Origin of the sequence: Aromatoleum sp. (assembly GCF_032027225.1) — a bacterium.
Lineage (GTDB): Bacteria > Pseudomonadota > Gammaproteobacteria > Burkholderiales > Rhodocyclaceae > Aromatoleum.
This window is the reverse complement of sequence record NZ_JAVSMM010000005.1, coordinates 77,282-102,079: the sequence shown is the minus strand read 5'-3', so window position 1 is coordinate 102,079 and position 24,798 is coordinate 77,282. Positions and strand designations below refer to the sequence as shown.

Genomic DNA, 24,798 nt, shown 5'->3' with positions numbered 1-24,798 from the left:
CGATGTTCCCCACGCGAGGCTGGATCGGGGTCACCGTCGCGTTGGCATGCGTCGCGCCTCACGCCGCTGCGGACGCGGCGCCGCGCGGCGAGGAGATCTACTCGCGCTGCCTCGCGTGTCACGCGCTCGCCTACGACCGGGTCGGTCCGCGCCACTGCGGGCTGTTCGGTCGGCGCGCGGGCAGCGTGCCCGGCTTCGACTACTCGGACGCGATGCGCAAGAGCGGCATCGTGTGGGACGCGGCGACGCTCGACCGCTTTCTCGCCGCACCGACGCAAGTCGTCCCCGGCACGACGATGGGTTACGCCGGCATCCCGGACCCCGCCGAGCGTGCGGCCCTCATCGCATGGCTGCGCGACGCCTCGCGCTCCGCCAAGTCCTGCCCCCAACCTCAATGACCGGAGGGGCGCCACGCGCGCCCCTCCCTGCGCTCGTCGCGCTCACTCCCCGACCATCACGGTCAGCGCGGGGTCGAACCGCCGGTTCTCGTTCACGCCCTCCTTGCCGTAACCGCGCGGGTTGCACAGGACGCGCGTGTTCCCGACGCGGTAGTCGTACGAATCGTGGACATGGCCGTGGATCCACAGCGCGGCACCCGAAGCCTCGACGAGTTCGTCGAGATCCGAGACGAAGGCCGGCGTGATCGGCGAGTCGGCGTATTTCGGATGAATGCTCCCGGTGCTGGGCGCGTGGTGCGTGACGACGATCGTCGGGCCGTCGTACGGAGCCTGCAGCGCCGTCCGCAGCCATGAAACCGCGCGGTCGAACAGGTCCGCGGACAGCGCCGGGGTGAAGAGATCGGGCGCCTCGTCACCGACTCGCACGCGCGAGAAGTCGTACATCAGCCGCGTCGCCTCGTCGCGCGACTGCTGCTGCCGTTCGGGTTCCGCGAACAGGCGAAAATCGCTCCAAAGCGTGCAACCGAGGATGCGTACGCCGCCGAACTCGGCGACACCGCAATCGAGGACATGCACGTTGCTGCCCGCTGCCGCGGTGCGCAGCGCCAGCGGGACGCCAGACAGGCTGCCGCCGTAATACTCGTGATTGCCGGGGACGTAGACGACCGGCTGCGGAAACTGCCGCGCCCACGGGACGGCCCGTTCGGGGCGCGCGATGTCGCCGGCGAGGATCACGACGTCGGCATCCGTGACGGGGTGCTCCATCTCCGCCACGTTGAGGTGGAGATCCGAGAGGATCTGGATTTTCATTGTTTCCTCCATTTGTCCGGGGTTCAGCTTACATGCGGCGGGTGCGGAGCGGGCCGCGGTTCCGCGGAATGTGCTAGCCTCCGGCCGTCCGCCCATCGCGCGATGACCCGCTTTCCGCCTTCCCGATGACCGTTCGACCGCTTCCCGACCTCCTCGTTGTCTGCCTGTGCGCTGACTGGTGCGGCACGTGCCGCGAATACCGTCCCGGCTTCGACGCGCTCGCCCGCGGGTGGCCGCAGGCAGGCTTCCACTGGGTCGACATCGAGGACGACGCCGACTGGATCGGGGACTACGACGTCGAGAACTTTCCGACGCTGCTGATCCAGCGCGGCGACCTCGTGCTGTTCTTCGGCACGATGCTGCCGCAGCATCAGTTCCTGCAGCGCACGCTCGAAACCCTGACGGCGTTGAGCGACGAGGAAGCGCGCGCCTACGCCTTCGCGAACGACGAGCGGCGCGCCTGGCAGCGCGACTGCAACTTCCGCGCGGCGCTCCTGAAGCACGACGCGGCGAACGAAGCCTAACGCCGCCGCCGATGACTAACCAGCCTTACGACCGCAAACGCTGCCTGTCCTGCAAGCGGTGGGGCGGCAAACGCCGCCCCGGCAGCGAGCCGGGTGCCGTCGAATACGACGAGAACGACGACAAGGGACTGTGCAACGAAGGCCCGTGGCACGGCACGCTGCGCGGCCCGCGCAACGCATGCGGGCAGTGGGTGATGTGGGCAGCACTGGAACCGCTGCAAGGCTGATCGCAAACCTGTGGCCGCCGCCGCCCGCCCTCACTCCTCGATCCAGCCCCGCTTGATCGCGTAGTTCGCCAGTCCCGCGGCAGTCTCGATGCCGAGCTTGCGGCGCAGGTTCAGGCGGTGGGTTTCGACGGTGCGCACGCTGACGTCGAGCTTCTGCGCGACGCGCTTGTTGCTCGCGCCCTGGGCGATCAGGATCAGCACCTCCTTCTCGCGCTCGGTCAGCAGCGACGACTCGACCGGCGGGCCGGACAGCGCCGCCGTCAGCGCGCTGCTGAGATAGACGCCGCCGGCCGCGACGGCGCGGATCGCGGCAATGATCTCGGCCGACGGCGCGTCCTTCAGCACGTAGCCGCGCGCGCCCGCCCGCATCGCCGATTGCACGTAGCCGCGGCTGTCGTACATGCTGAGGATCAGCACGCGCAGCGCCGGAAAGCTCGCCGCGAAAGCCGAAGTCAGCTCGATGCCGTTCATGCCCGGCAGCCCGACGTCGACGAGCGCAAGGTCGGGCTGCAGGCGTTCGGCCGCCGCGAGCGCGTCCTCCGCGTTCGCCGCCTCGCCGAGAACGACGATGTCGTCGAGGTCGCCGAGCCGCGCCTTGAGGCCGTCGCGCACGAGTTGGTGATCATCGACGAGCAGCAGCCGGATCGACGCGCCCCCTTCCTTCGCTTGCGTCATGCAGCCGCTCCTTTTGCGGACGCCGCGCAGGGCAGCGTCGCCGAGATTTCCGTACCGCCGGGGGCCGACGCGACTGCGAGCTGACCGCCCAGATGTTCGATGCGCTCGCGCATGTTGCGCAGGCCGATCCCGCCGCTCGCCGGGCGGTCGATGCGCGCCGGGTCGAAGCCGCGTCCGTCGTCGGCGATCGCGAGCCGGATCGTGCGGTCCGCGACTTCGAGGACGACGCGGACCCGGCTCGCGCCGGCGTGCCGTTCGACGTTCGTCAGCGCCTCCTGCGCGATCCGGTACAGCGTCGTCGCGCCGGCGTCGTCGGCCGGGAGATCCACCGCGGCGATGCGCGCGTCGACGGCGATGCCGGTGCGCAGCTGGAATTCGTCGAGCAGCTGCCGCAATGCTGCCGGCAGGCCGAGGTTGTCGAGCAGCGACGAGCGCAGGTTGTGCGAGATGCGGCGCACTTCGGAGATCGCCGTGCCGAGCCCGGCGAGCCCTTTCGCGATCTGCTCGTTCGAATCCGCACGTCCGTCGGCGACGCGCTGCTGCGCGAGTTCGAGGTGGAACTTGATCGAGACCAGCAGCTGACTCAGGCCGTCGTGCAGGTCGCGCGCGACCCGCGTGCGCTCTTCCTCGTGCGAGGTCACGATGCGCTGCGCGAGCGCCTTCAGCTGGCGGTCGGCAAGCTGATGCGCACTGATGTTGAGCGCCATGCCGCCGGCGAACACGATCACCGACGCGACGATCGCGACGATGGTGAAACCGGTGACGGTGGCACTGATCGCCTCCCCCATCCGGCCCCGCAGCATTCCGCGCGTCGCCTCGACGTCGTCGAGATAGATGCCCGTGCCGAGCACCCAGCGCCAGCGCTCGAGCGGCACGACGTAGCCGAGCTTCTGCGTTTCGCGTCCGGTGGACGGCTTGTTCCAGCGGTAGTCGAGAAAGCCGCCGCCGGCCGCGGCGAGTTCGACCAGCCTCTGGATCACCGGCAGGCCCTCGGAATCGCGACGCTCCCACAGATTGCGGCCGACCAGTTCGCTTTGGCGCGGATGGACGACGTTGAGGCCGCTGACGTCGTACGCGAAAAAATAGCCGTCGTCACCGTAGTTCATCTCGCTGAGGATGCGCGCGGCTTCGGCCTTCGTCGCGTCGTCGTCGCGACCGGACGAATAGAGATGGGCAATCGAGGTCTGCGCGAGCTGCACGTAATGCTGCAGTTCCGCCCGCTTCGCGGCGAGCATCGCGTCCTTCAGTACCTGCTCCTGCGCATGGACCAGCCCGCGCGCCTGCATCGCGACGAGGATCGCGATCGCCGACACGGCCGCGATCAGCGGCAGCACCGCCAGGACGATGACCTTGTACTTGAGTCGCAATGCCCGCTCCATGTTTTCAGCTGGCCGACGGGAGTGGCCCGTCCCGGGTCTGCGTAGTACTACGCAGACGGCGAAGGTAGTAGTGCGAATGGTCCGGAAAGCGCTGCCGGGCGACATTCGCGGGTGTTCTCCGGCGCACGGGCGCCGGAGCCCGGACCCTGTCCGGCCAAGACCAGAGCCTGCATCGACGGCCTATCCGGACCAAGGAGGAGTATAGATGGCAACACTCACGAGACATGCGCCCTGGGCGCTCTTCGCGATCCTCGGCGCATTCGCGCTCGGGTTCATCGCGCTGAACCGCGGCGAAACGATCAACGCTTTGTGGATCGTCATCGCCGCGGTTTCCGTTTACCTGATCGCGTACCGCTACTACAGCCGGTTCATCGCGAACCGCGTGATGTCGCTCGACCCGAACCGCGTCACGCCGGCGTACCGGCACAACGACGGTCTCGACTACGTGCCGACCAACAAGTACGTGCTGTTCGGCCACCACTTCGCCGCGATCGCCGGCGCCGGCCCGCTCGTCGGCCCGGTGCTCGCCGCACAGATGGGCTACCTGCCGGGGATGCTGTGGATCCTCGCCGGCGTCGTCCTCGCCGGCGCGGTGCAGGACTTCATGGTGCTGTTCGTGTCGACGCGCCGCGACGGCCGCTCGCTCGGCGACCTCGTGAAGTCCGAGCTCGGCCAGGTGCCGGGCGTCATCGCGCTGTTCGGCACCTTCATGATCATGGTGATCATCCTCGCGGTGCTCGCACTGATCGTCGTGAAGGCGCTCGCCGACAGCCCGTGGGGCACCTTCACCGTCGCGGCGACGATCCCCATCGCGGTCTTCATGGGGCTTTACGCGCGTTACATCCGCCCGGGCCGCATCGGCGAGATCTCGGTAATCGGCTTCGTGCTGCTGATGGCGGCGATCGTCGGCGGCGGCCAGATCGCGGCGAGCCCGACGTGGGCGCCGTTCTTCACGTTCGACGGCAAGCAGCTCACCTGGATGCTGATCGGCTACGGCTTCATCGCGTCGGTGCTGCCGGTGTGGCTGCTGCTCGCGCCGCGCGACTACCTGTCGACCTTCCTGAAGATCGGCGCGATCGCCGCGCTCGCGGTGGGCATCCTGTTCGTCGCGCCCGATCTGCAGATGCCGGCGGTCACGCGCTTCATCGACGGCACCGGCCCGGTGTGGTCGGGTAGCCTGTTCCCGTTCCTCTTCATCACGATCGCCTGCGGCGCGGTGTCGGGCTTCCATGCGCTGATCTCGTCGGGCACGACGCCGAAGATGATCGAGAACGAGTCGCACATGCCGCTGATCGGCTACGGCGGCATGCTGATGGAGTCGTTCGTCGCGATCATGGCGCTCGTCGCCGCGGCGATCATCGACCCGGGTGTCTATTTCGCGATGAACAGCCCGCTCGCGGTGCTCGGGCCCACGGCCGAGAGCGCGGCGCAGGTGATCTCGAACTGGGGTTTCGTCGTCACGCCGGAGATGCTCACGAGCACCGCCGCGGCGGTCGGCGAGAACACGATCATCGCGCGCGCCGGCGGTGCGCCGACGCTCGCGGTCGGCATGGCGCAGATCTTCTCGCAGATGTTCGGCGGCTCCTCGATGATGGGCTTCTGGTACCACTTCGCGATCCTGTTCGAGGCCCTCTTCATCCTCACCGCGGTCGACGCCGGCACGCGCGCCGGACGCTTCATGCTGCAGGATCTCCTCGGCACCTTCGTGCCGTCGATGAAGCGCACCGATTCGTGGGTCGGCAACGCGGTCGCGACCGCGCTGTGCGTCGCCGCGTGGGGCTATTTCCTGTACCAGGGCGTCGTCGATCCGCTGGGCGGCATCAACACGCTGTGGCCGCTGTTCGGCATCGCCAACCAGATGCTCGCCGCCATCGCGCTGGTCCTCTGCACGGTCGTGCTGTTCAAGATGAAGCGCGAGCGCTTCGCGTGGGTCACCGTCCTGCCGATGGTGTGGCTGCTCGCCTGCACGCTGACGGCGGGCTGGCAGAAGGTGTTCGACGCGAACCCGAAGGTCGGCTTCCTCGCGCAGGCGTCGCGCTACCAGGACGCGCTGGCACGCGGCGAACTGCTTGCGCCGGCGAAGAACATCGACCAGATGCAGCAGATCATCCTCAACAACCAGATCGACGCGGGCCTGTCGGCGTTCTTCATGATCGTCGTCGTCAGCATCCTCGCCTACGGCATCAGCTCCTGCTGGCAGGCGTACCGCAGCTCGCGCCCGACGACGCGGGAAGTCGGCGCATCCGGCGTCGAACCGGAAAGCGCCGGGGCCTGAGACGTCGTGTTCAACGACCTGTCGAAGCTCGGCAAGTATCTCGGGCAGGCAGCGCGCCTGATGGTGGGCATGCCCGACTACGACACCTACGTCGCGCACGTGAAGGCCACGCACCCGGACCGCCCGGTGATGAGCTACGAGGAGTTCTTCCGCGAGCGGCAGGAGGCGCGCTACAACGGCGGCACCGGCCGCTGTTGCTGAGCGCCGCGACAACCGGACGGAAACCGGCATGACGACCACTCCCGACTCCAACTCCCCCACCCCCAACGCCCCCGGCCTCGATGTTGCCGGCCGGGGCACGACCGGCGACAGCACCGACAACGAAGCGGGCGTCGCCGGGTTCGCGCCGATCCCGGTGACGGTGCTCACCGGTTTTCTCGGCGCCGGCAAGACGACGCTGCTGAACCGCATCCTCGCGACGCCGCACGGCCAGCGCATCGCGGTCATCGAGAACGAGTTCGGGCCGGTGAACATCGACAGCGAACTCCTCGTGCAGCAGAGCGCGGAGGTCGTCGAGATGACGAACGGCTGCCTGTGCTGCACGGTGCGCGGCGACCTGGCGAAGAACCTCCTCGACCTCGGGTCGCGGCGCGCCGCCGGCGAACTCGCGTTCGACCGCGTCGTCATCGAGACCACCGGCCTCGCCGATCCCGGGCCGGTGATCCAGACCTTCTTCGCCGAGCCCGAGCTCGCCGAAAGCTATCTGCTCGACGCCGTGCTGACCGTCGTCGACGCGATCCATGCGCCGCGCCACCTCGACGAGCACCCGGTGCTGCAGAAGCAGATCGGCTTCGCCGACCGGCTGCTGATCTCGAAGACCGACGACCTCCCGACCGAGGCGGTCGACGCACTCGTCGAGCGCCTCGCGCGCATCAACCCGCGCGCGCCGGTGCGCCAGCTCGTCGCCGGCCCGCTCGACATCGGCTTCCTCCTCGACATCCGCGGCTTCAACCTCAACGAAACCCTGCTCGCCGACGACGCCGCGCCGCGCTTTCGGCCCGCCGCCGGCCCGCGCACCTTTGCGCGCAAGAATCACGGCGACGAGATCGGCTCGCTGCAGCTCGAACACGACGGCGAAGTCGACCTCGACCGCGTCGGCGCGTTCGTGCAGGACATGCTCGACCGCCACGGCGACGACCTGCTGCGCTACAAGGGCGTGCTCGCAGTGCCGGACCAGCCCGCGCGGCTCGTGTTCCAGGGCGTGCAGCGAGTCGCGGGATTCGACTACGGCCGGGACTGGGACGGACGCGAACAACGCCGCTCGCGCATCGTGCTGATCGGCCGTGGGCTGCCGGAAAGCGAGCTGCGCGGTGCGTTCGCGCAGTGCGCAACAATCGGATAACGCCGCGCCCCTAGGTCGGACCGAGCGCAACGATGTCCGGCATCCGGCTTCAGGACGCTTTCGTGTCGGCCTTCGCCTGCGGCTCACGCTGTGAGACCTGCGTCGAGCCCATGCAGCAAAAGCACTCCGACCGGGCGGTAATGACGTACGAGGAATTCTTCAGCGAGCCTCAAGACGTGCACTACCATGATGATGCGGGACGCTGCTGCTGAACTCTCGGACGCACGCTGATCGGCAAGCTTGCGCCGTTCGAAACCTGCGCGCGGAGCAAGGCAGGCTCGGGCACGATACCGGCGCAAGGCAGTCTTCCGCACGCCTTGATGCCGCCGGCGCGTATTGCGCTGACGAATCGGGAACTTTGTCAACCGCACAGGAGGTCATATGTCCGAACTCGTAGCGATCAAATTCGACCGGATCGACGAGGCCGATCGGGTCCTCAACGAACTGAGGAGGCTGCAGAAGGAATACCTCGTCGATCTCGAGGATGCGGTCGTCGTGATCCGCCCGCCCGAAGGCGAAGTGCAGCTCAAGCAGAGCATCCCGCTGGTTCGTGCGGGCGCCTTGTCGGGCGGACTGTCGGGCTCGTTGTGGGGCACCTTGGTCGGATTGCTGTTCCTGAATCCGCTGGCCGGCTTCGTGGTGGGAGGGCTGGCCGGTGCCGGCGCGGGGGCGCTGTCGGGGTCGCTCGCCGATTATGGGATCGATGACGATTTCATCCGCTCGCTGTCCGAAGAAATCAAGCCGGACTCGTCGGCGCTGTTCCTTCTTGTCCGCAAAGTCCAGCCCGAGAAGGTGCTGGCCGAGCTGTCGCAGTTTCGCGGCAAGCTGCTGCGCACCTCGCTGTCGCCCGAGCAGGAAGCGCGGCTGCAGGCGGCGATCTCGCAGGCTTGAGCCGGCGGACGTTACGCGATGTCGTGCATTGCCCACGTCCCTGCCACCCACGGGCGCACGTGCTGATCGCGGGTTCCTGCGGCGCGCGGAGATCCCCGCGTGCCTCGTCCGACGATTGAAGCGGGTGTGAAGTATCGCCGCATCCTGTTGATCACGGATCTCGCCGCCGACTCGCGCGGAGCGCTGGCGGCGATCCGCAGCGTGGCGCCCGGCGCCGAGCGGCTCGTCGTCCTCGCCCGCCTGCCTGAACGCAAGCTGGGCTGGTTTGCCGACGAGGCACCTCCCGACATGGGCGGCGCCGCGAATGCGGCGCTCGATGCGCTGCGCGCCGAGGCAGCGGGCGCGGCTGCGACAGTCGAGGTCCGCCTCGCGCCCGACGCCGACATCGAGGCGCTCGACGAACTGGCGGCCTCGGCGGGCATCGACCTGCTGGTCGCAGGCTCGTTCTCGTTCGCTGCGTCCTCACTGCTGACCGGCATTTCGATCATCGCCGAGCTACGCAAGCGCCGTTCGCGTCCGGTGCTCTGGGTGCCCGACCTCGCAGTTTCCGCACAAAGCGGATCCGGCGCACCACCGCGCGCCGCCAAAGAACTGGTTTGCGTGGCGATCGGGCGGCGAGCCAGCGTGGCGGTGGCCGCCTTCCTGCGCGACCAGGGCGAACCGGCGCAGCACGTCACGGTGCTGCTGTCCGGTGCGGCCCGGCCGCACGATCTGGCCACGACGCTGGATGTTGCCGGAGTCCGGACGTCGGTCGAACTGGTCACCTCGGATGATCTCTCGCCGAGGCAATGGTTGGCCGAACGGATACGGGCACGTCCCTTCGACCTGCTGGTGTTCCCGCGCCTGGGGTCGGCGCTGCTGCTGGGGGCGGCGTCCACGACGCCATGCCTGGTGTTGCCGCCACCGGCGCCGATCGGACGACCGCTGACCGAGCGGGCGCTGGATGCGGCGGATGTCGTCGACCTCGGCGGGCCGCTGCGCGCGCGCTTCGAATATGCAGTCGGGATCGGTCGCCGTACGCCGATTCCCGACCAGGCGCTGGCCTTCGTGTCGCGCGGCAGGGTGGCGGTCGCGGCGGAGTCGCGCGACGGCGAGGTGCAATGGTCCGACGACGGCTGGGTACAAGCCTACGGCGTATTCCGCATCGAGGGCAGCGACGCCTCGCGTCCGCTGGCCGCGGTCGAACTGCACGTGGCGGTCCTGCGCCCTGGATCGGCGCCGCTGGTGCTGTTCGACGCGGAGCTCGTCGACGAGGCGTTGTCGGCGCTGGCCGGCTTCGCGGCCACCAGCGCGCGCACCCGTGTCGAACTGCTGGCCGTTCGTTTGCGGCCGCTGCAAAGCTGTCGGTCGATCCGTGCCCGGCTGCAGGCGGCCGGCCTTCCTCTGCGTGTCGTCGACGCAAGCACGGTGCTCGACGAAGGTGCCGCGCTCGATGTGCCGGAACTGGCTGACGCGGTGCGCTTGGCACGGACGGCTGCGCGCATGCGCGCGGCCGGCTTTCCGGTCTCGGCGATCGTGCACAGCGCGACGCAGACGCCATCGACGATCGGTTTCGCGGCACTGCATGTTGACGAGATCGCCGCGTTGCGCGGAGCATCGCTGCCCGCGGTCGCGCTCCCGGCCAAGCCGGTTTCACTGGCCGAGCGGCTCGACCTCGTGACCGGCGCGCCGGTCATCGCCGGCAACCGCATCGAGATCGAACTCGACAACGTCCAGGCGCGGCGCTGGCTCCTCGCGGCGATCGGGCAGAGTGTCGAGCGAATCCACTTCCAGATCTACATGGCGGCCGACGACGACATCGGGCGACGGGTCGAGGCGGCGCTCGTGCAGGCGGCCGCACGCGGTGTGACGGTCCGTCTGCTGGTCGATTCGCTGCACGGCCTTCATGGCTCGCTCGGCGTGAGCAACCCGCTGCTCGAACGTCTCGGCGCCTGTCCCGGAATCGAACTACGGGTCGCCAAGCCGATCAGCGGCGTGCCGGCCCTGGAAGGCCTGAAGCAGCGCGATCACCGCAAGCTCGTCATCGTCGACAACCGGCTCGCGCTGGTCGGCGGGCGCAATGTTTCGCATGAGTACTACACGGGATTCGACGAAGTCGCGCTCGGCGTGCGATCGATGTGGCGCCAGGTGCCCTGGCTCGATGCCGGGGCGCGGGTCGAGGGGCCGGCGGTCACATCGCTCGAGCACGGGTTTCTCGAAGCGTGGCACGAGGCGGGCGGCAGTGCGTGGCCGGTGGCCGATTGCGGCCCAGCCGGTTCGACCGCGGCTCGCGTCGTCACCCATCGCGGCCTGCGCGATGCGTACACGCTCGATGCTTACCTCGCGATGATCGAAACGGCGCAGTCGCACGTCTACGTGGTGAACGGATTTCCGCTGATCCTGGAGATCCAGCACGCACTGCTGCGTGCGTTGCGGCGAGGTGTCCGGGTCCGCGTGCTGACCGGCAACCTGACGCCGACCCACGGCGAGGGGCCGTTCGAAGGTCCGTGGTCGAGCGCACGGGTCGCCGCCACCGAGTTCGTGCATTCACGCGTCGATGCACTGGTCGCGGCCGGCGCCGAGGGCTACCAGTTCTCCGTCGCGCAACAGCCTGCATGGGAACCGGGGCTCGGGCCTGTCCGTTCGCACGTACATGCGAAGCTCATGAGCGCCGACGGCCGCGTCTGCGCGGTCGGAAGCGCCAACATGGACATCACCGCAGGCTATTGGGAAAGCGAGTTGCTGCTGGTCGCCGAGGACGCGTCGATCGCCGCAGCGGTCGAGTCGCGGCTCGATGCGCTGATCGCCGAATCGAAGCGCATCGATCGCGAAGATCCGCAGTGGCGGCAACAGGCCCGACGCCGCGCGTGGATGCGGCACTGGCCGGGCGTGCTGTCGGTGTAGGCGTGCGCGTTCAGGCTCCCCCGGCCGCGTAGTCGCCGAATTCGGTTACGCGCCCAGCCGGGCGCAGCGTCGCGAGGTAGTGGTGCGGCCCATGCGCCGCGGCCGTATAGCGCAGCGACGCCCGCCGTTGCTCGTTGGCCAGCACCGCAAGCAGCGATTTCGGAATCTCGCCGACGCGGGTCAGCTGCGTGACGGCGCTTTCGGAGCGTTGCCACTGGCCTTCGGTATACCGATATTCGTGCCCGAAATGCGCGAATCGCCCCCAGGCCGCGGGAGGCAAGGTCGGTACCGGGTCATCCGGCATCACGTGGCGATACAGCCTCGCGCCGACCCGCGCCGCGGCCTTGGCCGGAAACGGCTCGCCGATCGCCATCGGGCCGCCAAACGTGTAGACGGCGCGCAGCCACCCGTCGAGCGCCGGATTCGCCCCACGTTCCGACAGGCTCAACGCGAACAGCACGGCCATCGCCGCGCCCAGGCTGTGACCGGTCACGAACAGCGCCTGCATCGGGTGCTCGAGCTTCCGATCCGGTTCGGCCAGCGATCGGCCCTGCAGCGCCGCTGTCAATTCCTGGTCGACGGCCCAGCGAGTCGCGCGGAAGTTCCGGTGAAAGCCGGCATGCACCCGCGGGGTCTCGACCGCGTCGTCGGCGAGCAGGTTCAGCGTTTCCGATCCGCTATCGAGGTCGCCGAGCCAGTTGCCGATCGAGGCCAGTTCGGTGCCGCGATAGCTGAGGATCACGACGCGGCCGCAGCAGCTCTGCACCAGATTGGCGGTCGAATAGATGTACATCGCGTCGACGACCTGCGTAAGCTGGACGCAGGCGTTGGCTTCGAGCCCGAGCCGGGCCATCATCGTCGCCAAGGTCCCGGCATCAGCGTAGGCGTAGCCAGCGCACGTGGCGAGGACGTGGGCGACCGTCGAGTCGCGTCCGGTCGAGGCGCCGGTCGAGGCATCGTGTGCGGCGAGCAAGGTGTCGGCGAGGTTCTCGTAAACCGGGAACGGCGTGCCGGTGCGTTCGGCAGTAACGCGGCTGGTTTGCATCGTTCCGCCCTTGACTCCCCGCTTCCCGCTACCGGCCGAACGCCCGCGCCACCAGCTTGCGCAGTTCGTCGAACCACAGCACCGCACTGGCCATCGCCACGCAGACCAGCCACTGATCGAGCGCCAGCGGCGCCGTGCCGAATGCGAGGCTCAGGAAGCCGACGTGGACGACGGCCACCTGCAGCACGACCGACAGCGCGATCGCGCCCCAAAGCCACGGGTTGACGAACAGGTGCCGAAATGCGCTGACCGAGTCGGAGCGCGCGTTGAAGCAATTGAACAGCTGCGCGAAGACCAGCGTCGTGAACGCGGCGGTGCGCGCATTGGCGAGCTCGTGGGTCCCTTCGATCAGCCCGCCCGGCAGGTACAGGTCGAGGGTCAGCAGCGTGACCGCCGCCATCACCGCGCCCACCCCCAGCACCCCGGCCCACATCCGGCCATCGATGACGCGCTCGTCCACCCGACGGGGCTTGCGCGCCATGACGTCTTCGGTCTCCGGATCGACGCCCATCGCGAGCGCGGGGCCGGAGTCGGTGATCAGGTTGATCCACAGGATTTGCGTGGCCAGCAGCGGCAGCACTACGCCACCGCCGGCATCCGACCCGCTGAGGCCGATCACGCCGGCCAGCACGACGCCGAGGAACACGGTCAGCACCTCGCCCATGTTCGACGACAACAGGTAGCGCAGGAACTTCCGGATGTTGTCGAAAATGGCGCGTCCCTCGCGCACCGCGTGCACGATCGTCGCGAAATTGTCGTCGGCGAGGATCATCCGCGCGGCTTCCTTCGTGACCTCGGTGCCGGCGACGCCCATTGCCACGCCGATATCGGCTGACTTCAACGCCGGCGCGTCGTTGACGCCGTCGCCGGTCATCGCGACGACGTTGCCGTCGGCCTGGAGCGCGTCGACGATCCGCAGCTTGTGGGCCGGCGCCACTCGGGCGAACACCGAGCTGCGGCGCACCGCTTCGGCAAGGGCGGCATCGTCGAGCCTGTCCAGCTCGATCCCGGTCAATGCCGCGGCGCCGGCTTCGACGATGCCGAGGTCGGCGGCGATCCGGGCGGCCGTGCGGGGATGATCGCCGGTGATCATGATCACCCGAATGCCGGCGCGATGCGCTTCGGCGATGGCCTGGGCCGCTTCCTCGCGCGGCGGATCGATGATGCCGACGGTGCCGGCGAAAACGAGGTCTCGTTCGATCTCCGTGGCGTGTCGCGGATCCGTATCCTCGTCAGCGCGTAGCCGGCGGTAAGCCACCGCCAGCGTGCGCAGCGCAGCGTCGGTCAGCGCGTCGACATCGGCCAGGATGCGCCCGCGCAGTGCGTCGTCGAGCGGCACCACGTCGATTCCGACGCGCGCCCGCGTGCACCGCTCGAGCAGCACGTCGGGGGCGCCCTTGGCGACCAGCACCCGTTCGTCGCCGTGCTCGTGGTCCACTTCGATCGTGGACATCATCTTGCGTTCGGACGTGAACGGAATCTCGCCGGCGCGCTCGAAACGCTGTTCGCGCCGCTCGTGCACGCCGAGCTTGCGTTCGGCGACGAGGAAAGCCGCTTCAGTCGGATCGCCCTCGATTGCCCAGTCGCCGTTGGCCGCCTGCCGCAATTGCGCGTTGCCGGCCAGGCTGCCGCCGCTCAGCACGAGAATCGCCTCGGCGCGGTGCGCTTCGTCGCGCAGCGTCGCGCCGTCGACCTCGACGTTGCCCTGCGGGACGTAGCCGATGCCGGTGACGCGGGCAGCGCCCGAAGCGGTCATCAGGCGCTCGATCGTCATCTCCGAGCGCGTCAGCGTGCCGGTCTTGTCCGAACAGATGACCGAGGCCGAGCCCAGCGTTTCGACCGACGAGAGGTTCTTGACGATCGCGTTGCGCTTCGACATCCGCTGCACGCCGAGCGCGAGCACCACCGACAGAATCGCGGGCAGCCCCTCGGGCACGGCGGCCACCGCCAGCGAGACGCCGAGCAGCAGCACGTTGATGACGTCGGCGGCGCTGCGTACCTCGAAGATCAGGAATACCGTCGCGACAACGATCAGGGCAATGACGACAACGCCGATGCCGAGCATGCGTCCGATCCTGGCGATCTCCCTCTGCAGCGGCGTCGACTCTTCCTCGGTGGCGTCGAGCATCTCGGCAATCGCGCCCATCTGGCTCGCCATGGCGGTCGCGGTGACCACCGCACGGCCGGTGCCCTGCACAATGGCCGTGCCCTTGAACACCATATCGCGCCGGTCGCCCAGCGGGGTCGGGCCGGGCAGCTTCGCCGCGTCCTTCAGTACGGCCTCGCTCTCGCCGGTCAGCGAGGACTCCTGCACGCGCAGCGATGCCGCCTGAATCAGCCGCGCATCGGCACCGACGGCATCGCCTTCACCGAGGACGAGCAGGTCGCCGCGCACCAGTTGCGCGCTCGGGATCCGCTGAAGCTGGCCATCGCGGAGCACCGCCGACGTGACCGCGGTCATTCGCGACAGCGCGGCGACGGCGTTGCGCGCCTTGGCTTCCTGCACGTACCCGAGCAGGCCGTTCATCACCACGATGAGCCCGATGACGATCGCGTCAACCGGCCAGCCGATGCGGCCCTCGATCAGCCAGGCGACGAGCGAAATCGCGATCGCCGCCAACAGCAGGTAGATCAACGGGTCCTGGAACTGGGCCAGGATGCGCCGCCAGAACGGTATCGGCGGCGCCGCGCGCAGCTCGTTCGGCCCGTCCCGGGCGAGGCGGCGGGCCGCTTCGCTGGTGCTCAAGCCGTTGTCGAGGTCGGCCCCGCAGATCCGGGCAACTTCGTCGACATCCAGCATCGACGGATCGTCGAGCGCGGACGGAGGATTTGTGCCGCGGGGTGCCGCGCTCGCGCGCGCCGATTGTGGTCTCATGGTGGCCCCATGGCGGAATCGAAACCGGCTCTTGAACACCCGGTGCATCGGGCATCGAGTGGTCGATGGTAACGCGGGGTCGGCACCAGCGGTGTCAGTAATGCGGCGGAATCTCGTCGCGCAGGTTTCGCGGACCTTCGCCGGGCGCGACCGCGGCGAGATGGCGCCGGAGTTCGAGAATCTGCAGCTGCAGCCTGTCGATCTGTTGCTGCTGGCGATAAATTGTCTTGTTCAGCTCGTCCAGCAGATCTTCGGAGAACGCGACCTTTGTCTCGATTCTCGTCAGGCGGTCTTCCATTTGCCTCCCTCCGTAATATCGGCCGGTTCGCCCAGCAGTGCCGTCGCGACCGCTTCGGCGACGCGGATTCCATCGACGCCCGCCGACAGGATGCCGCCCGCGTAGCCGGCGCCTTCGCCGGCCGGATACAAGCCCTTCACGTTCACGCTCTGCAGGTCCTCGCCGCGCGTCATCCGCAGCGGGGACGAGGTGCGCGTCTCGACGCCGGTGAGCACCGCGTCGGCCATCGAGAAGCCTTTGATCTGCCGCTCGAACGCTGGCAGCGCTTCGCGGATCGCGGCGATCGCGTAATCCGGCAGGCTGGTCGACAGGTCGCCGAGCTGCACGCCGGGCTTGTACGACGGCTCGACCGAGCCCAGCACGGTGGACGGCCGGCCGGCGACGAAGTCGCCGACGAGCTGGCCCGGCGCCTCGTAAGTGCCGCCGCCGAGCTCGAACGCGCGCGACTCCCAGCGCCGCTGGAAATCGATGCCGGCGAGCGGTCCGCCCGGATAGTCCTCCGGCGTGACGCCGACGACGATGCCCGCGTTCGCGTTGCGCTCGTTGCGCGAATACTGGCTCATGCCGTTCGTGACGACGCAGTTCGGTTCCGACGTCGCCGCGACCACCGTGCCGCCGGGGCACATGCAGAAGCTATAGACCGAGCGGCCGTTCTTCGCGTGATGCACGATCTTGTAGTCGGCGGCCCCGAGCAGCGGATGCCCGGCGTTCGGTCCGAAGCGGGCGCGGTCGATCAGCGACTGCGGGTGCTCGATGCGGAAGCCGATCGAGAAAGGCTTCGGCTCCATGAACACGCCGCGCGCGTGCAGCATCTCGAAGGTGTCGCGCGCGCTGTGCCCGAGCGCGAGCACGACGTGATCGCAGCGCAGCTCGTCGCCGGACGCGAGCACGAGACCGCGCACGTGGCCGTTCTCGATCAGGACATCGGTCACGCGCTGCTCGAAGCGGATCTCGCCGCCGAGCGCGATGATCTCGGCGCGCATCGTCTCGACCATCGAGACGAGCCGGAACGTGCCGATGTGCGGCTTCGCGACGTACAGGATCTCCTCCGGAGCGCCGGCCTTGACGAACTCGGTCAGCACCTTGCGGCCGTAGTGCTTCGGGTCCTTGATCTGGCTGTACAGCTTGCCGTCGGAGAACGTCCCCGCGCCGCCCTCGCCGAACTGCACGTTCGACTCCGGGTTCAGCTCGTTCTTGCGCCACAGGCCCCAGGTGTCCTTCGTGCGCTCGCGCACCGCCTTGCCGCGCTCGAGCACGATCGGCCGGAAGCCCATCTGCGCGAGCACGAGCGCGGCGAAGATGCCGCACGGACCGAAGCCGACGACGATCGGCCGGTTCGCGAAACCTTCCGGCGCACGGCCGACGAAGCGGTAATTCGTGTCCGGCGTGGGGGCGACGTGGCGATCCCCGGCGAACTTGCGCAGCAACGCGGCTTCGTCACGGACGCTCAGGTCGATCGTGTAGATCAGCGTCATCGCCGCGACTTTGCGGGCGTCGTAGCTCCGCCTGAAAACAGTGAAGTCGACGAGGTCGGCGGCGGAAATGCCGAGGCGCCCGACGATCGCCGCGCGGAGCGCTTCCGGCGGGTGATCGAGCGGCAGCCTGAGCTCGGTGAGTCGCAGCATGGGTGATTCCAGTATCGGGGTCGAAGATCGGGCGGGCGAAGAGCGGTCCGGTCCCGAAAAGCCGCGATTCTAAACGGGATTGGACCCGGACTCCGCTTCCCGGCGACTCGGGGCGACGCCCACGGCATCGTGCCGCCGCTCAGCCTTCGGACGCGCCCAGCACCTCGCGGAGCCAGGTTTCGATGTCACGCACCTCTTCCATCACGAGGCCGTGCTCGGCGAAATACGGATGCCAGGCGACGTCGTACCCCTGCGCGCGCAACAGTTTGCCCGACCGCTCGCCGAAATCGTACGGAATTACGGTGTCGCCATGCCCGTGCGCCATGAAGATCGGGACGTCGCGATTGGCCGCGTGCGCTTCGGACGCCAACGTCTCGGCGAGCGGCAGATACGTCGACAACGCGAGGATGCCGGCGAGCCGACGGGGGTGCCGCAGACCGGCATGCAGCGCGATCGCGCCGCCCTGCGAAAAGCCGGCGAGCACGATGTGTTCGTCCGGAATTCCGCGGGCGTTCTCGCGCGCGATCAGCCTTTCGACCATTCGCGCGGACTCGATCACCCCGCGAGGATCCTCGCGGCGCTGCGAAAAGTCGAGCGAAACGATGTCGTACCAGGCCCGCATCACATAACCGCCGTTGATCGTCACCGGACGCATCGGCGCGTGCGGGAAGACGAACCGTGTCGCAGGCAGGCCATCGGGATCGAACTCGGCGACGACGGGCTCGAAATCATGGCCGTCGGCGCCGAGGCCGTGGAGCCAGATGACGGCACAAACCGGCGCGGCGCCGGTCTCGACTTCTACCGTCGGAAGCGGCGGCTCGGCCGCGGGCGGAATCGGATCGGGCATCGGTTCTCTCCGTCGACAGACCTCCGCATTGTAGTCAGTCACGCTCTGTTTCCGCGATGCAACGCGGGCCCGTCAAGTGATGCACACCGAACTCCCATCACCCTTCGAGGACATCGCGATATCCACTTTTGTTAGCTAGTATGCGTAACCCGCGGCCGATCGACACCGCCATCGCCCTCCGACCGCTCATCGCGCTCATGTCGCCGCATCAAGGAAAGATCATGAAATCCGCGCTATTCGTCCGAGTCGTTCTCGCGCTGCTCCTCGCGGTCCCGGTCGCGCGGGCGGAGGAACCGACGGCGTCGACGAAGGGCTTCGACTGCTGGATTTCGGTGCTGGACTCGTACTATCAGGCGCACTACATCCTCTGCATCGAGAACCGGAGCACGTTGCCGCCGCTCGACGCGTCGACCGCGGCGCCGAACCAGCACGTCCTCGACGAGATCCACCGACTGGTCCATGAGGGCACGCACGAGGAGCTCGACACCTACGTCGCGATCAATATGCCGCTGCTCGAACCCGCCGACCTCTGGCGCATCCCCATCCTCAGCTATCCGACCGAGAGTTCGTGGGAGGAGGAACGCCCGCAGACGCTCGCTCGGATGCTCTGCGCCGCAGACGACTGCCCGATCTTTTTCCGCCGTTGGTAAGAACGCACGCAGGACTGCGACGACCCGCCGAATGACCGGAGTTCACCGCATTGCCGAGCAGATCGTTTAAGCAGTCGTCCGACGAGACATTCGCGCGACCTTCCGTGTCCGTTTTGCGCAGCGTCATCGCATTGCCACGTCCCCTTGTTCGAGCCCCGCGCCCTCTTCCCGCGCGTGGCGTTTGTGTAACAACCTGAATCCAACGGGGGAGCCGGTCCAGCGCCGAGTTCTGGCATACTTTGCCCCAAAGAACAGGAAGGGTTCCAGGCGTTTTTCCCCGAGCGCGCGGCGTCGTTTCGTACAGCGACCGCCAGGACCACCGCTCCTTCCCTATCTACGCCCTGCCCTCAAGCGAAGCCCCGCTTTCAGGTGCGTCGCCGTTTGGAGAAAAGCGAGCTTGCGTCTTCCGATCCTGCGCCGGCGCACGATCCGTTCCACCGTAATGCTGCTCGTCCTCGCCTGCGTCCTGCCGGCGTGGCTGCTCGTCGCCGTGGTCACCTATGCGTCGTACCAGCGCGAGCGGACCGAAGCGCTGCTCGAGGTCGAAGTGGCTTCGCGCAGGCTGCTGCGAACGATCGAACAAAAGGCGGACGCCGATCAGGCGGTGCTGCAGGCGCTGGCCCTGTCGGCGGAAATCGATCGCGGCAACCTTGCCGCCTTTCATCGGCAGGCATCGCAGGTGCTCCGACACACCTCCGGATTTACGATCGTGCTGAGCGACGCGTCGGGGCAGCAACTCGTCAACCTGCTCCGGCCGTCGGGCACGCCGTTGCCGCAGCACGGCGATCGGGAGTTGCTGAAGCGAGTCCTGCAATCGGGCGAGCCCGCCCTTTCGGACCTGTACGTCGGCCCGGTCAAAGGACAGCGCATCGTCTCGATCGAGGTGCCCGTGGTACGTGACGGCGTGCCGCGCTACGCCCTCTCGCTCGGCGTCGATCCGGCGCTCATCAGCAGACACCTAAGTCAACAGGAGCTCCCCCCGGACTGGGTCGTGGGGATCTTCGACCGCAACGCGAAATTCATCGCCCGCAGTCCTCACGGCGAGCGATTCGCCGGGCGCGATGCGGTGCCCGAGTTGAGGGAGGCGATGCAGAGGGCCCCCGAGGGATGGATCGAAGGGACGACGACCGAGGGCATTCCGGTCAGCGGCTTCTATGCGCGCTCGGAGCGCTACGGCTGGACGGTCGCGATCGGCATCCCCCAGACGCGGCTGACCGCCGGCCTGCGGACCTCCGCCGGTTACTACGCCGCGGGCCTCCTTCTGTTGCTGCTCGGCAGCCTCGCGCTCGCGGTCGCGCTCAGCCGTCGGATTGCAGACCCGGTCCAGGCTCTCGTCGCGCCGGCGCTCGCGCTCGGACGAGGTGAGCCGGTCGTCGTCCACGAGTCCTCGATCGAGGAGCCCGATGAAGTCGCGCGCGCGCTCGACAGGGCCCAGCAGCTGCTGTTGCAGCGCGCGGCCGAACGCGACCACGCCGAGGAAAAGCTCGCACTTGCGGCGAAGGCGCTCGAAAGCGCGGCCGAAGGCGTCGTCATCACCCGCAACGGGCGCATCCTCACCGTCAACCGCGCTTTTTCGATGATCACCGGATACAGCGCCGAGGACATGGTCGGCCAACCCCTGTCGATGCTGCTGATCGAGGCCGAGTCGGCCCATCGCGAAGAACGGCGCAAGACCATCATGGACACCGGCGTCTGGCAGGGCGAAGTCTGGGGCCGCCGCAAGAACGGCGAAGTGTATCCGGCGTGGAGCAGCGTCAGTCGGGCACCCTCCGGGAAGGATGAACCGATTTTCGTGTCGGTCTTCTCGGACATCTCGGCCGCGAAGCAGTACGAGTCGAGATTGCAGCATCTCGCGCATTACGACGCGCTCACCGAGTTGCCGAACCGTTTGCTGTTCCGCGAGCGCCTGTCGGACATGCTGACGCGCGCCGAACGGCACGGCAACGTGCTGGCGCTGCTCTTCATCGACCTCGACCGTTTCAAGCCGATCAACGACACGCTCGGCCATCAGGCCGGCGACGAGCTGTTGCAGCGGGTCGCGGAGCGGCTCGCTGGCTGTGTGCGCGCGAGCGATACGATCGCCCGGCTCGGCGGCGACGAATTCACCGTGCTGCTCGACGATCTGCACAGCCCGGACGAAGCCGGGATCATCGCCCGCAACATCCTCGACGCGCTCGAACGACCATACATCCTCCACGGCCAGGCCCAGTTCATCTCCGCGAGCATCGGCATCGCGTGCTACCCGTCCGACAGCGACGACGCCGAAACGCTGTTGCGGCAGGCCGACATGGCGATGTATCGCGCGAAACAGGAGGGGCGCAACGCTTATCGCTTCTTCGCACCCGAGATCAACCTCCAGGCGAGCGAGCGGCTGTTCATGGCGAACAGCCTGCGCGCCGCGCTCGAACGCGATGAACTGAAGCTCGTATTCCAGCCGGCGGTCAGCCTCGCGAGCGGCAAGATCGAGGGGATCGAAGCCTTGATCCGCTGGGAGCACCCCGAACAGGGCACGATCCTGCCGTCGCGGTTCATCTCGCTGGCCGAAGAATCCGGCCTCATCGAGCCGATCGGGGAATGGGTGTTGCGCGAAGCCGCGCAACGCACGAGAGCGTGGAAGGAAGCCGGTCTCTTCTCCGGCCGGATCGCGGTGAACCTGTCGCCGCGCCAGTTCCGCCGCAGCGACCTCGCGGCGCGCCTGCTGGCCGTGCTGTCCGAAACCGGGCTGCCGCCGCAAGCCCTCGAATTCGAGGTCACCGAAGGCATGGTGATGGAGCATCCCGAGCGCGGTGTTCTCGTCCTTACCGAGCTCGTCGCCGCCGGCGTCAATGTCAGCATCGACGACTTCGGCACCGGCTACTCGTCGCTCGCCTACCTCAAGCGCTTCCCGGTGCATCGTCTCAAGATCGACCGCTCCTTCGTCAGCGGCCTTCCCGACGACCGGAATGATCGTTCGCTGACGCGCGCGGTCGTCGCAATCGCGAAGAGTCTGGGTCTTTCGGTCATCGCCGAAGGCGTCGAGACGCAGGCGCAGGCCGACTTCCTGCGGCGCATCGGTTGCGATTTCGCCCAGGGCCACCATTTCAGCAAGCCACTCCGCGCCGACGCACTCGAGGCCTTCCTGCGTACGCGCGCCGGTGCCGCGTCCGAACGCACGGCCACGACGGCGCACGCGAAAAGCGAATCGGAGGCGTAGACGGGCTGCGAGCCGCCCCCTTACGCGCACCACTCGCGAGACCGACGCCCGGGCAAGCCCGAAACGCCCTCCTATACTGGGGAATCCAACCGGCCTAACCCAGAAGGAGAAAACGATGTCGGACCAGAATCACGTCTACAAGCTCGTCGAACTCGTCGGCTCGTCCCCCAACGGCATCGACGACGCCATCCGCAACGCGGTCGAAGACGCAGCCCGGTCGATCCGGCATCTCGACTGGTTCGAAGCGACGGAGATCCGCGGACACCTGCGCGACGGCAAGGTCGCGCACTACCAGGTCAAGGTGAAAGTCGGCTTCCGCGTCGAAGACTGACTCTTCCTTCCGCGTGCGGCCAGCCGGCGGCACGCGGTCGCACGACGCTCCCCGTCTCACGCCGCACTGCAGTTTCAACCACATCTCGGACGTGGTTGTCGCCGTCGCGCGCGTAGTAATCCACCCCGGCACCGCTCCGATCAGCGCCCCGGCGAGACCGCCAGCCGTAGCCTTCACCGGTGATCGCGCGCCTTTGCCAGCAAGTGATCAACAGCAGAAGATTGCGGACGCTCATTTCGGTGCCTCCACGTATCGCTCGGCGCGCTAAATGAATTGATAACGAACTCGCAGCCAAGCCGCCGATTCGGCCGATTCGAGATTTCGGCGAGCTTGACTGCCAGTCCTCGGCCTTCATGGCGGGATCGAGGGCGGTGGTTCGAATCGAACTTCGCCATTGCCTGGACCTGCGATCAGCGTGGCGCCCGGCAGCTGGCAGAACGGACGGCGGACCGCGAAGAGAGCCGGCACCCCGCCGGGTTTGCGCCCGAAACCACCGGTCCGGCACTCGCTCGGGTTCGGTGCAAGGCGGCGTGGAGCAGTGGAAGTGCGCCAACACTGCCAAGAGGAAAAGTCGGCTGCAGGCGAACATCCTCGCTCGGCTATAGCCAGGACCGGAGCGGGAATGCGGCGACACTTTCTGGTGGCGCCGGGGTTCTGCATGTTGACGTGAACGTCAACGTCAACGTCAACGTCAACGTCAACGTCAACGTCAACGTCAACGTCAACGTCAACGTCAACAAGAATCAGCTAAACGACAGGTCGAAGGACTGCAGCGTGACAGCCGGGCCGGCTCCGCACGCGCAGGCTCCCCCATCGACCGGCGAAGAACCCAACACAGGAGACAATCAAAAATGACCGATCTCAATACCCCCACCATCCGCACGCGAGAGTCCTGGGTGGAGCATCCGCAGGGACGCATCCACGCGCGCTCGTGGGCCCCGTCGAACATGCGTTCCGGGGTCGCCCCGATCGTGCTGTTCCACGATTCCCTCGGATGCGTCGAGCTCTGGCGGGATTTTCCGGCCGACCTCAGCGCCGCGACGGGACGTCGAGTCGTTGCGTACGACCGACTCGGTTTCGGGAAGTCGGATCCCCGCAGCGCGCGCCCCCCGCTGGATTTCATCGCGGACGAAGCGGAAACCTATTTTCCGGCGGTGCGCGAGCAGCTGGGCATCGGCCCGTTCATCGCCTTCGGGCACAGCGTCGGCGGCGCGATGGCCATTCATTGCGCGGCCGAATTCGCCGCGGACTGCAAGGCGCCGATTACCGAATCTGCGCAAGTTTTTCCGGAGGAACTGACGCTGCGCAGCATCGCCGAGGCCAGGGAGCAGTTCCGCGACGAGGCTCAGATCGCACGCCTCGCGAAATATCACGGTGGCAAGGCCGCGTGGGTGCTCGACGCCTGGACGGAAAACTGGCTCGACCCGGGGTTCGCGTCGTGGTCGCTGGATACCGTGCTGCCGCGCGTGACCTGCCCCGTACTGGCGATCCACGGCGACGAGGACGAGTACGGGTCGACCTGTCACGCGGAGATCATCGCGACGCTGTCCAAGGGTCGTTCGCAAGTCGAAATCCTGCCCGACACCCGGCACGTGCCGCACCGCGAGCGGCCCGCGGTCGTTCTTGAACTGATGTCACGGTTTGCCGGCTCGCTCGATTGAGCAGACGGTCGGCCGACACGTCGCCGCGTCGGTCGGGCGAGTGCCGCACCGACCCCAACCACCGACACGGGTGACCGGAGAGCGCGAAAACCGGCGTCGGGACGAACGCCATCCCGCGGCGCCGATCGAACGCAAGTGCCGCGGCCCGTTCGTTCGCCGGCATGCGGGCGACGCGCCGGTGCAACCGGGTCGGCTCGCACAGCGCCGGTCGTTGGCGAATCGGGGCACTACCTCGGGTGCATGGACTTACGAAGCGGGAGAACGAACGTGATCAGCAAGAATACGATCTGCCTCTGGTACGACGGAACCGCGCTGGACGCCGCGCAGTTCTATGCGAAGACATTTCCGCATAGCGCCGTGGGCGCGATCTATCGGGCCCCTGGAGACTACCCGTCGGGCAAGCAGGGTGACGTCCTGACGGTGGAGTTCACCGTGATCGGTATCCCTTGTCTCGGCCTGAACGGTGGCCCGACGTTCAAACACAGCGAGGCTTTTTCGTTCCAGGTCGCGACGGACGACCAGGCCGAAACCGATCGTCTGTGGAACGCGATCGTCTCCAACGGGGGGCAGGAAAGCGAATGCGGCTGGTGCAAGGACAAGTGGGGCCTGTCGTGGCAGATCACACCCCGCGCCCTCACCGCCGCGATCGCCGATCGGGACCCCGCGGCGGCGAAACGGGCGTTCGAGGCGATGATGCAGATGAAAAAGATCGACATCGCGGCGATCGAAGGGGCCCGGCGCGGCTGACGCGCGACGCAGGCGCAATATCGAATCGCCGCGTGCCTTCTCGCCGTCGAGCACCCGCGAAGCGCACCAAGCACCAGACGAGACTGCCGCGGGACAAGGCACAAACCATCCGCGATGGCATG

At 67.8% G+C, this 24,798-nt stretch carries 23 protein-coding genes; 15 read left to right on the top strand and 8 right to left on the bottom strand.

All coding sequences use genetic code 11. The features are described 5' to 3' along the window. The first annotated feature begins 2 nt into the window (after positions 1 to 2). Positions 3 to 398 (top strand): c-type cytochrome, encoded by a 396-nt coding sequence (locus ROZ37_RS07900; RefSeq protein WP_312658731.1) that lies wholly within the window; start codon positions 3 to 5, stop codon positions 396 to 398. Between the two features lie 42 nt (positions 399 to 440). Here the strand turns inward: ROZ37_RS07900 and ROZ37_RS07895 are convergent, their stop codons facing one another. Next, the gene (locus tag ROZ37_RS07895) at positions 441 to 1,208 is read right to left on the bottom strand and encodes a metallophosphoesterase family protein (protein WP_312658730.1); all 768 of its coding nucleotides are present in this window, start codon (positions 1,206 to 1,208) and stop codon (positions 441 to 443) included. A gap of 125 nt (positions 1,209 to 1,333) precedes the next feature. Here ROZ37_RS07895 and ROZ37_RS07890 point away from each other — a divergent pair, with 125 nt between their 5' ends. Continuing rightward, the gene (locus ROZ37_RS07890; protein WP_312658728.1) at positions 1,334 to 1,732 is read left to right on the top strand and encodes a thioredoxin family protein; all 399 of its coding nucleotides are present in this window, start codon (positions 1,334 to 1,336) and stop codon (positions 1,730 to 1,732) included. An 11-nt stretch (positions 1,733 to 1,743) separates the two neighbouring features. Beyond that, positions 1,744 to 1,959, top strand: a complete 216-nt coding sequence (locus tag ROZ37_RS07885) for a hypothetical protein (RefSeq protein ID WP_312658727.1) — start codon at positions 1,744 to 1,746, stop codon at positions 1,957 to 1,959. 30 nt (positions 1,960 to 1,989) lie between these two features. Here ROZ37_RS07885 and ROZ37_RS07880 read toward each other — a convergent pair whose 3' ends face one another. Both ROZ37_RS07880 and ROZ37_RS07875 read right to left on the bottom strand, forming a co-directional pair. After that, positions 1,990 to 2,634 carry a response regulator transcription factor gene (locus ROZ37_RS07880; RefSeq protein WP_312658726.1) on the bottom strand — a complete coding sequence of 215 codons (645 nt, stop codon included), beginning with the start codon at positions 2,632 to 2,634 and terminating at the stop codon, positions 1,990 to 1,992. After that, a complete protein-coding gene (locus ROZ37_RS07875; RefSeq protein WP_312658725.1) occupies positions 2,631 to 4,001 on the bottom strand; it encodes a cache domain-containing protein in 1,371 nt (456 codons plus the stop codon). Before ROZ37_RS07875 ends, ROZ37_RS07880 begins: the two co-directional genes overlap by 4 nt. A 217-nt stretch (positions 4,002 to 4,218) precedes the next feature. Between ROZ37_RS07875 and ROZ37_RS07870 the strand changes: the two genes are divergently transcribed. The 6 genes from ROZ37_RS07870 to ROZ37_RS07845 all read left to right on the top strand — a co-directional run bounded on the left by ROZ37_RS07870 (position 4,219) and on the right by ROZ37_RS07845 (position 11,404). Next, a complete protein-coding gene (locus tag ROZ37_RS07870; protein WP_312658724.1) occupies positions 4,219 to 6,288 on the top strand; it encodes a carbon starvation CstA family protein in 2,070 nt (689 codons plus the stop codon). A 6-nt stretch (positions 6,289 to 6,294) separates the two neighbouring features. Then, entirely contained in the window at positions 6,295 to 6,489 is a 195-nt protein-coding gene (locus tag ROZ37_RS07865; RefSeq protein WP_312658723.1) for a YbdD/YjiX family protein, read from the top strand. A 28-nt stretch (positions 6,490 to 6,517) separates the two neighbouring features. Further along, positions 6,518 to 7,630, top strand: coding sequence for a GTP-binding protein (locus ROZ37_RS07860; protein WP_312658722.1), 1,113 nt, complete (start codon positions 6,518 to 6,520; stop codon positions 7,628 to 7,630). 32 nt (positions 7,631 to 7,662) lie between these two features. After that, positions 7,663 to 7,842 (top strand): CstA-like transporter-associated (seleno)protein, encoded by a 180-nt coding sequence (locus ROZ37_RS07855; RefSeq protein WP_312658721.1) that lies wholly within the window; start codon positions 7,663 to 7,665, stop codon positions 7,840 to 7,842. Between the two features lie 169 nt (positions 7,843 to 8,011). Then, a complete protein-coding gene (locus ROZ37_RS07850) occupies positions 8,012 to 8,521 on the top strand; it encodes a DUF1269 domain-containing protein (protein ID WP_312658720.1) in 510 nt (169 codons plus the stop codon). Positions 8,522 to 8,620: 99 nt separating this feature from the next. Next, positions 8,621 to 11,404, top strand: coding sequence for a phospholipase D-like domain-containing protein (locus tag ROZ37_RS07845; protein WP_312658719.1), 2,784 nt, complete (start codon positions 8,621 to 8,623; stop codon positions 11,402 to 11,404). 10 nt (positions 11,405 to 11,414) lie between these two features. Here the strand turns inward: ROZ37_RS07845 and ROZ37_RS07840 are convergent, their stop codons facing one another. From ROZ37_RS07840 to ROZ37_RS07820, 5 genes are all read right to left on the bottom strand, one after another. Next, entirely contained in the window at positions 11,415 to 12,449 is a 1,035-nt protein-coding gene (locus ROZ37_RS07840; protein WP_312658718.1) for a lipase family protein, read from the bottom strand. Positions 12,450 to 12,477: 28 nt separating this feature from the next. Then, entirely contained in the window at positions 12,478 to 15,372 is a 2,895-nt protein-coding gene (locus tag ROZ37_RS07835; RefSeq protein ID WP_312658717.1) for a cation-translocating P-type ATPase, read from the bottom strand. Positions 15,373 to 15,418: 46 nt separating this feature from the next. Then, a complete protein-coding gene (locus ROZ37_RS07830; protein WP_312658716.1) occupies positions 15,419 to 15,622 on the bottom strand; it encodes a SlyX family protein in 204 nt (67 codons plus the stop codon). Beyond that, complete coding sequence (locus tag ROZ37_RS07825; protein ID WP_312658715.1) at positions 15,607 to 17,247, bottom strand: NAD(P)/FAD-dependent oxidoreductase; 1,641 nt, start codon at positions 17,245 to 17,247, stop codon at positions 15,607 to 15,609. The genes ROZ37_RS07830 and ROZ37_RS07825 overlap by 16 nt, the downstream gene beginning before the upstream one ends. Before the next feature lie 139 nt (positions 17,248 to 17,386). Continuing rightward, entirely contained in the window at positions 17,387 to 18,094 is a 708-nt protein-coding gene (locus tag ROZ37_RS07820) for an alpha/beta hydrolase-fold protein (protein ID WP_312658713.1), read from the bottom strand. A 221-nt stretch (positions 18,095 to 18,315) separates the two neighbouring features. Between ROZ37_RS07820 and ROZ37_RS07815 the strand changes: the two genes are divergently transcribed. From ROZ37_RS07815 to ROZ37_RS07790, 6 genes are all read left to right on the top strand, one after another. Next, entirely contained in the window at positions 18,316 to 18,744 is a 429-nt protein-coding gene (locus ROZ37_RS07815; RefSeq protein WP_312658711.1) for a hypothetical protein, read from the top strand. Between the two features lie 397 nt (positions 18,745 to 19,141). Continuing rightward, positions 19,142 to 21,937, top strand: coding sequence for an EAL domain-containing protein (locus ROZ37_RS07810; RefSeq protein WP_312658709.1), 2,796 nt, complete (start codon positions 19,142 to 19,144; stop codon positions 21,935 to 21,937). Between the two features lie 115 nt (positions 21,938 to 22,052). After that, positions 22,053 to 22,268: a dodecin gene (locus ROZ37_RS07805; RefSeq protein ID WP_312658708.1), complete on the top strand. Its 216-nt coding sequence runs from the start codon at positions 22,053 to 22,055 to the stop codon at positions 22,266 to 22,268. A 666-nt stretch (positions 22,269 to 22,934) separates the two neighbouring features. After that, complete coding sequence (locus ROZ37_RS07800; protein WP_312658707.1) at positions 22,935 to 23,123, top strand: hypothetical protein; 189 nt, start codon at positions 22,935 to 22,937, stop codon at positions 23,121 to 23,123. Then, a complete protein-coding gene (locus ROZ37_RS07795; RefSeq protein WP_312658706.1) occupies positions 23,120 to 23,929 on the top strand; it encodes an alpha/beta hydrolase in 810 nt (269 codons plus the stop codon). The genes ROZ37_RS07800 and ROZ37_RS07795 overlap by 4 nt, the downstream gene beginning before the upstream one ends. 267 nt (positions 23,930 to 24,196) lie before the next feature. Continuing rightward, a complete protein-coding gene (locus ROZ37_RS07790; RefSeq protein WP_312658704.1) occupies positions 24,197 to 24,676 on the top strand; it encodes a VOC family protein in 480 nt (159 codons plus the stop codon). Positions 24,677 to 24,798 lie beyond the last annotated feature (122 nt).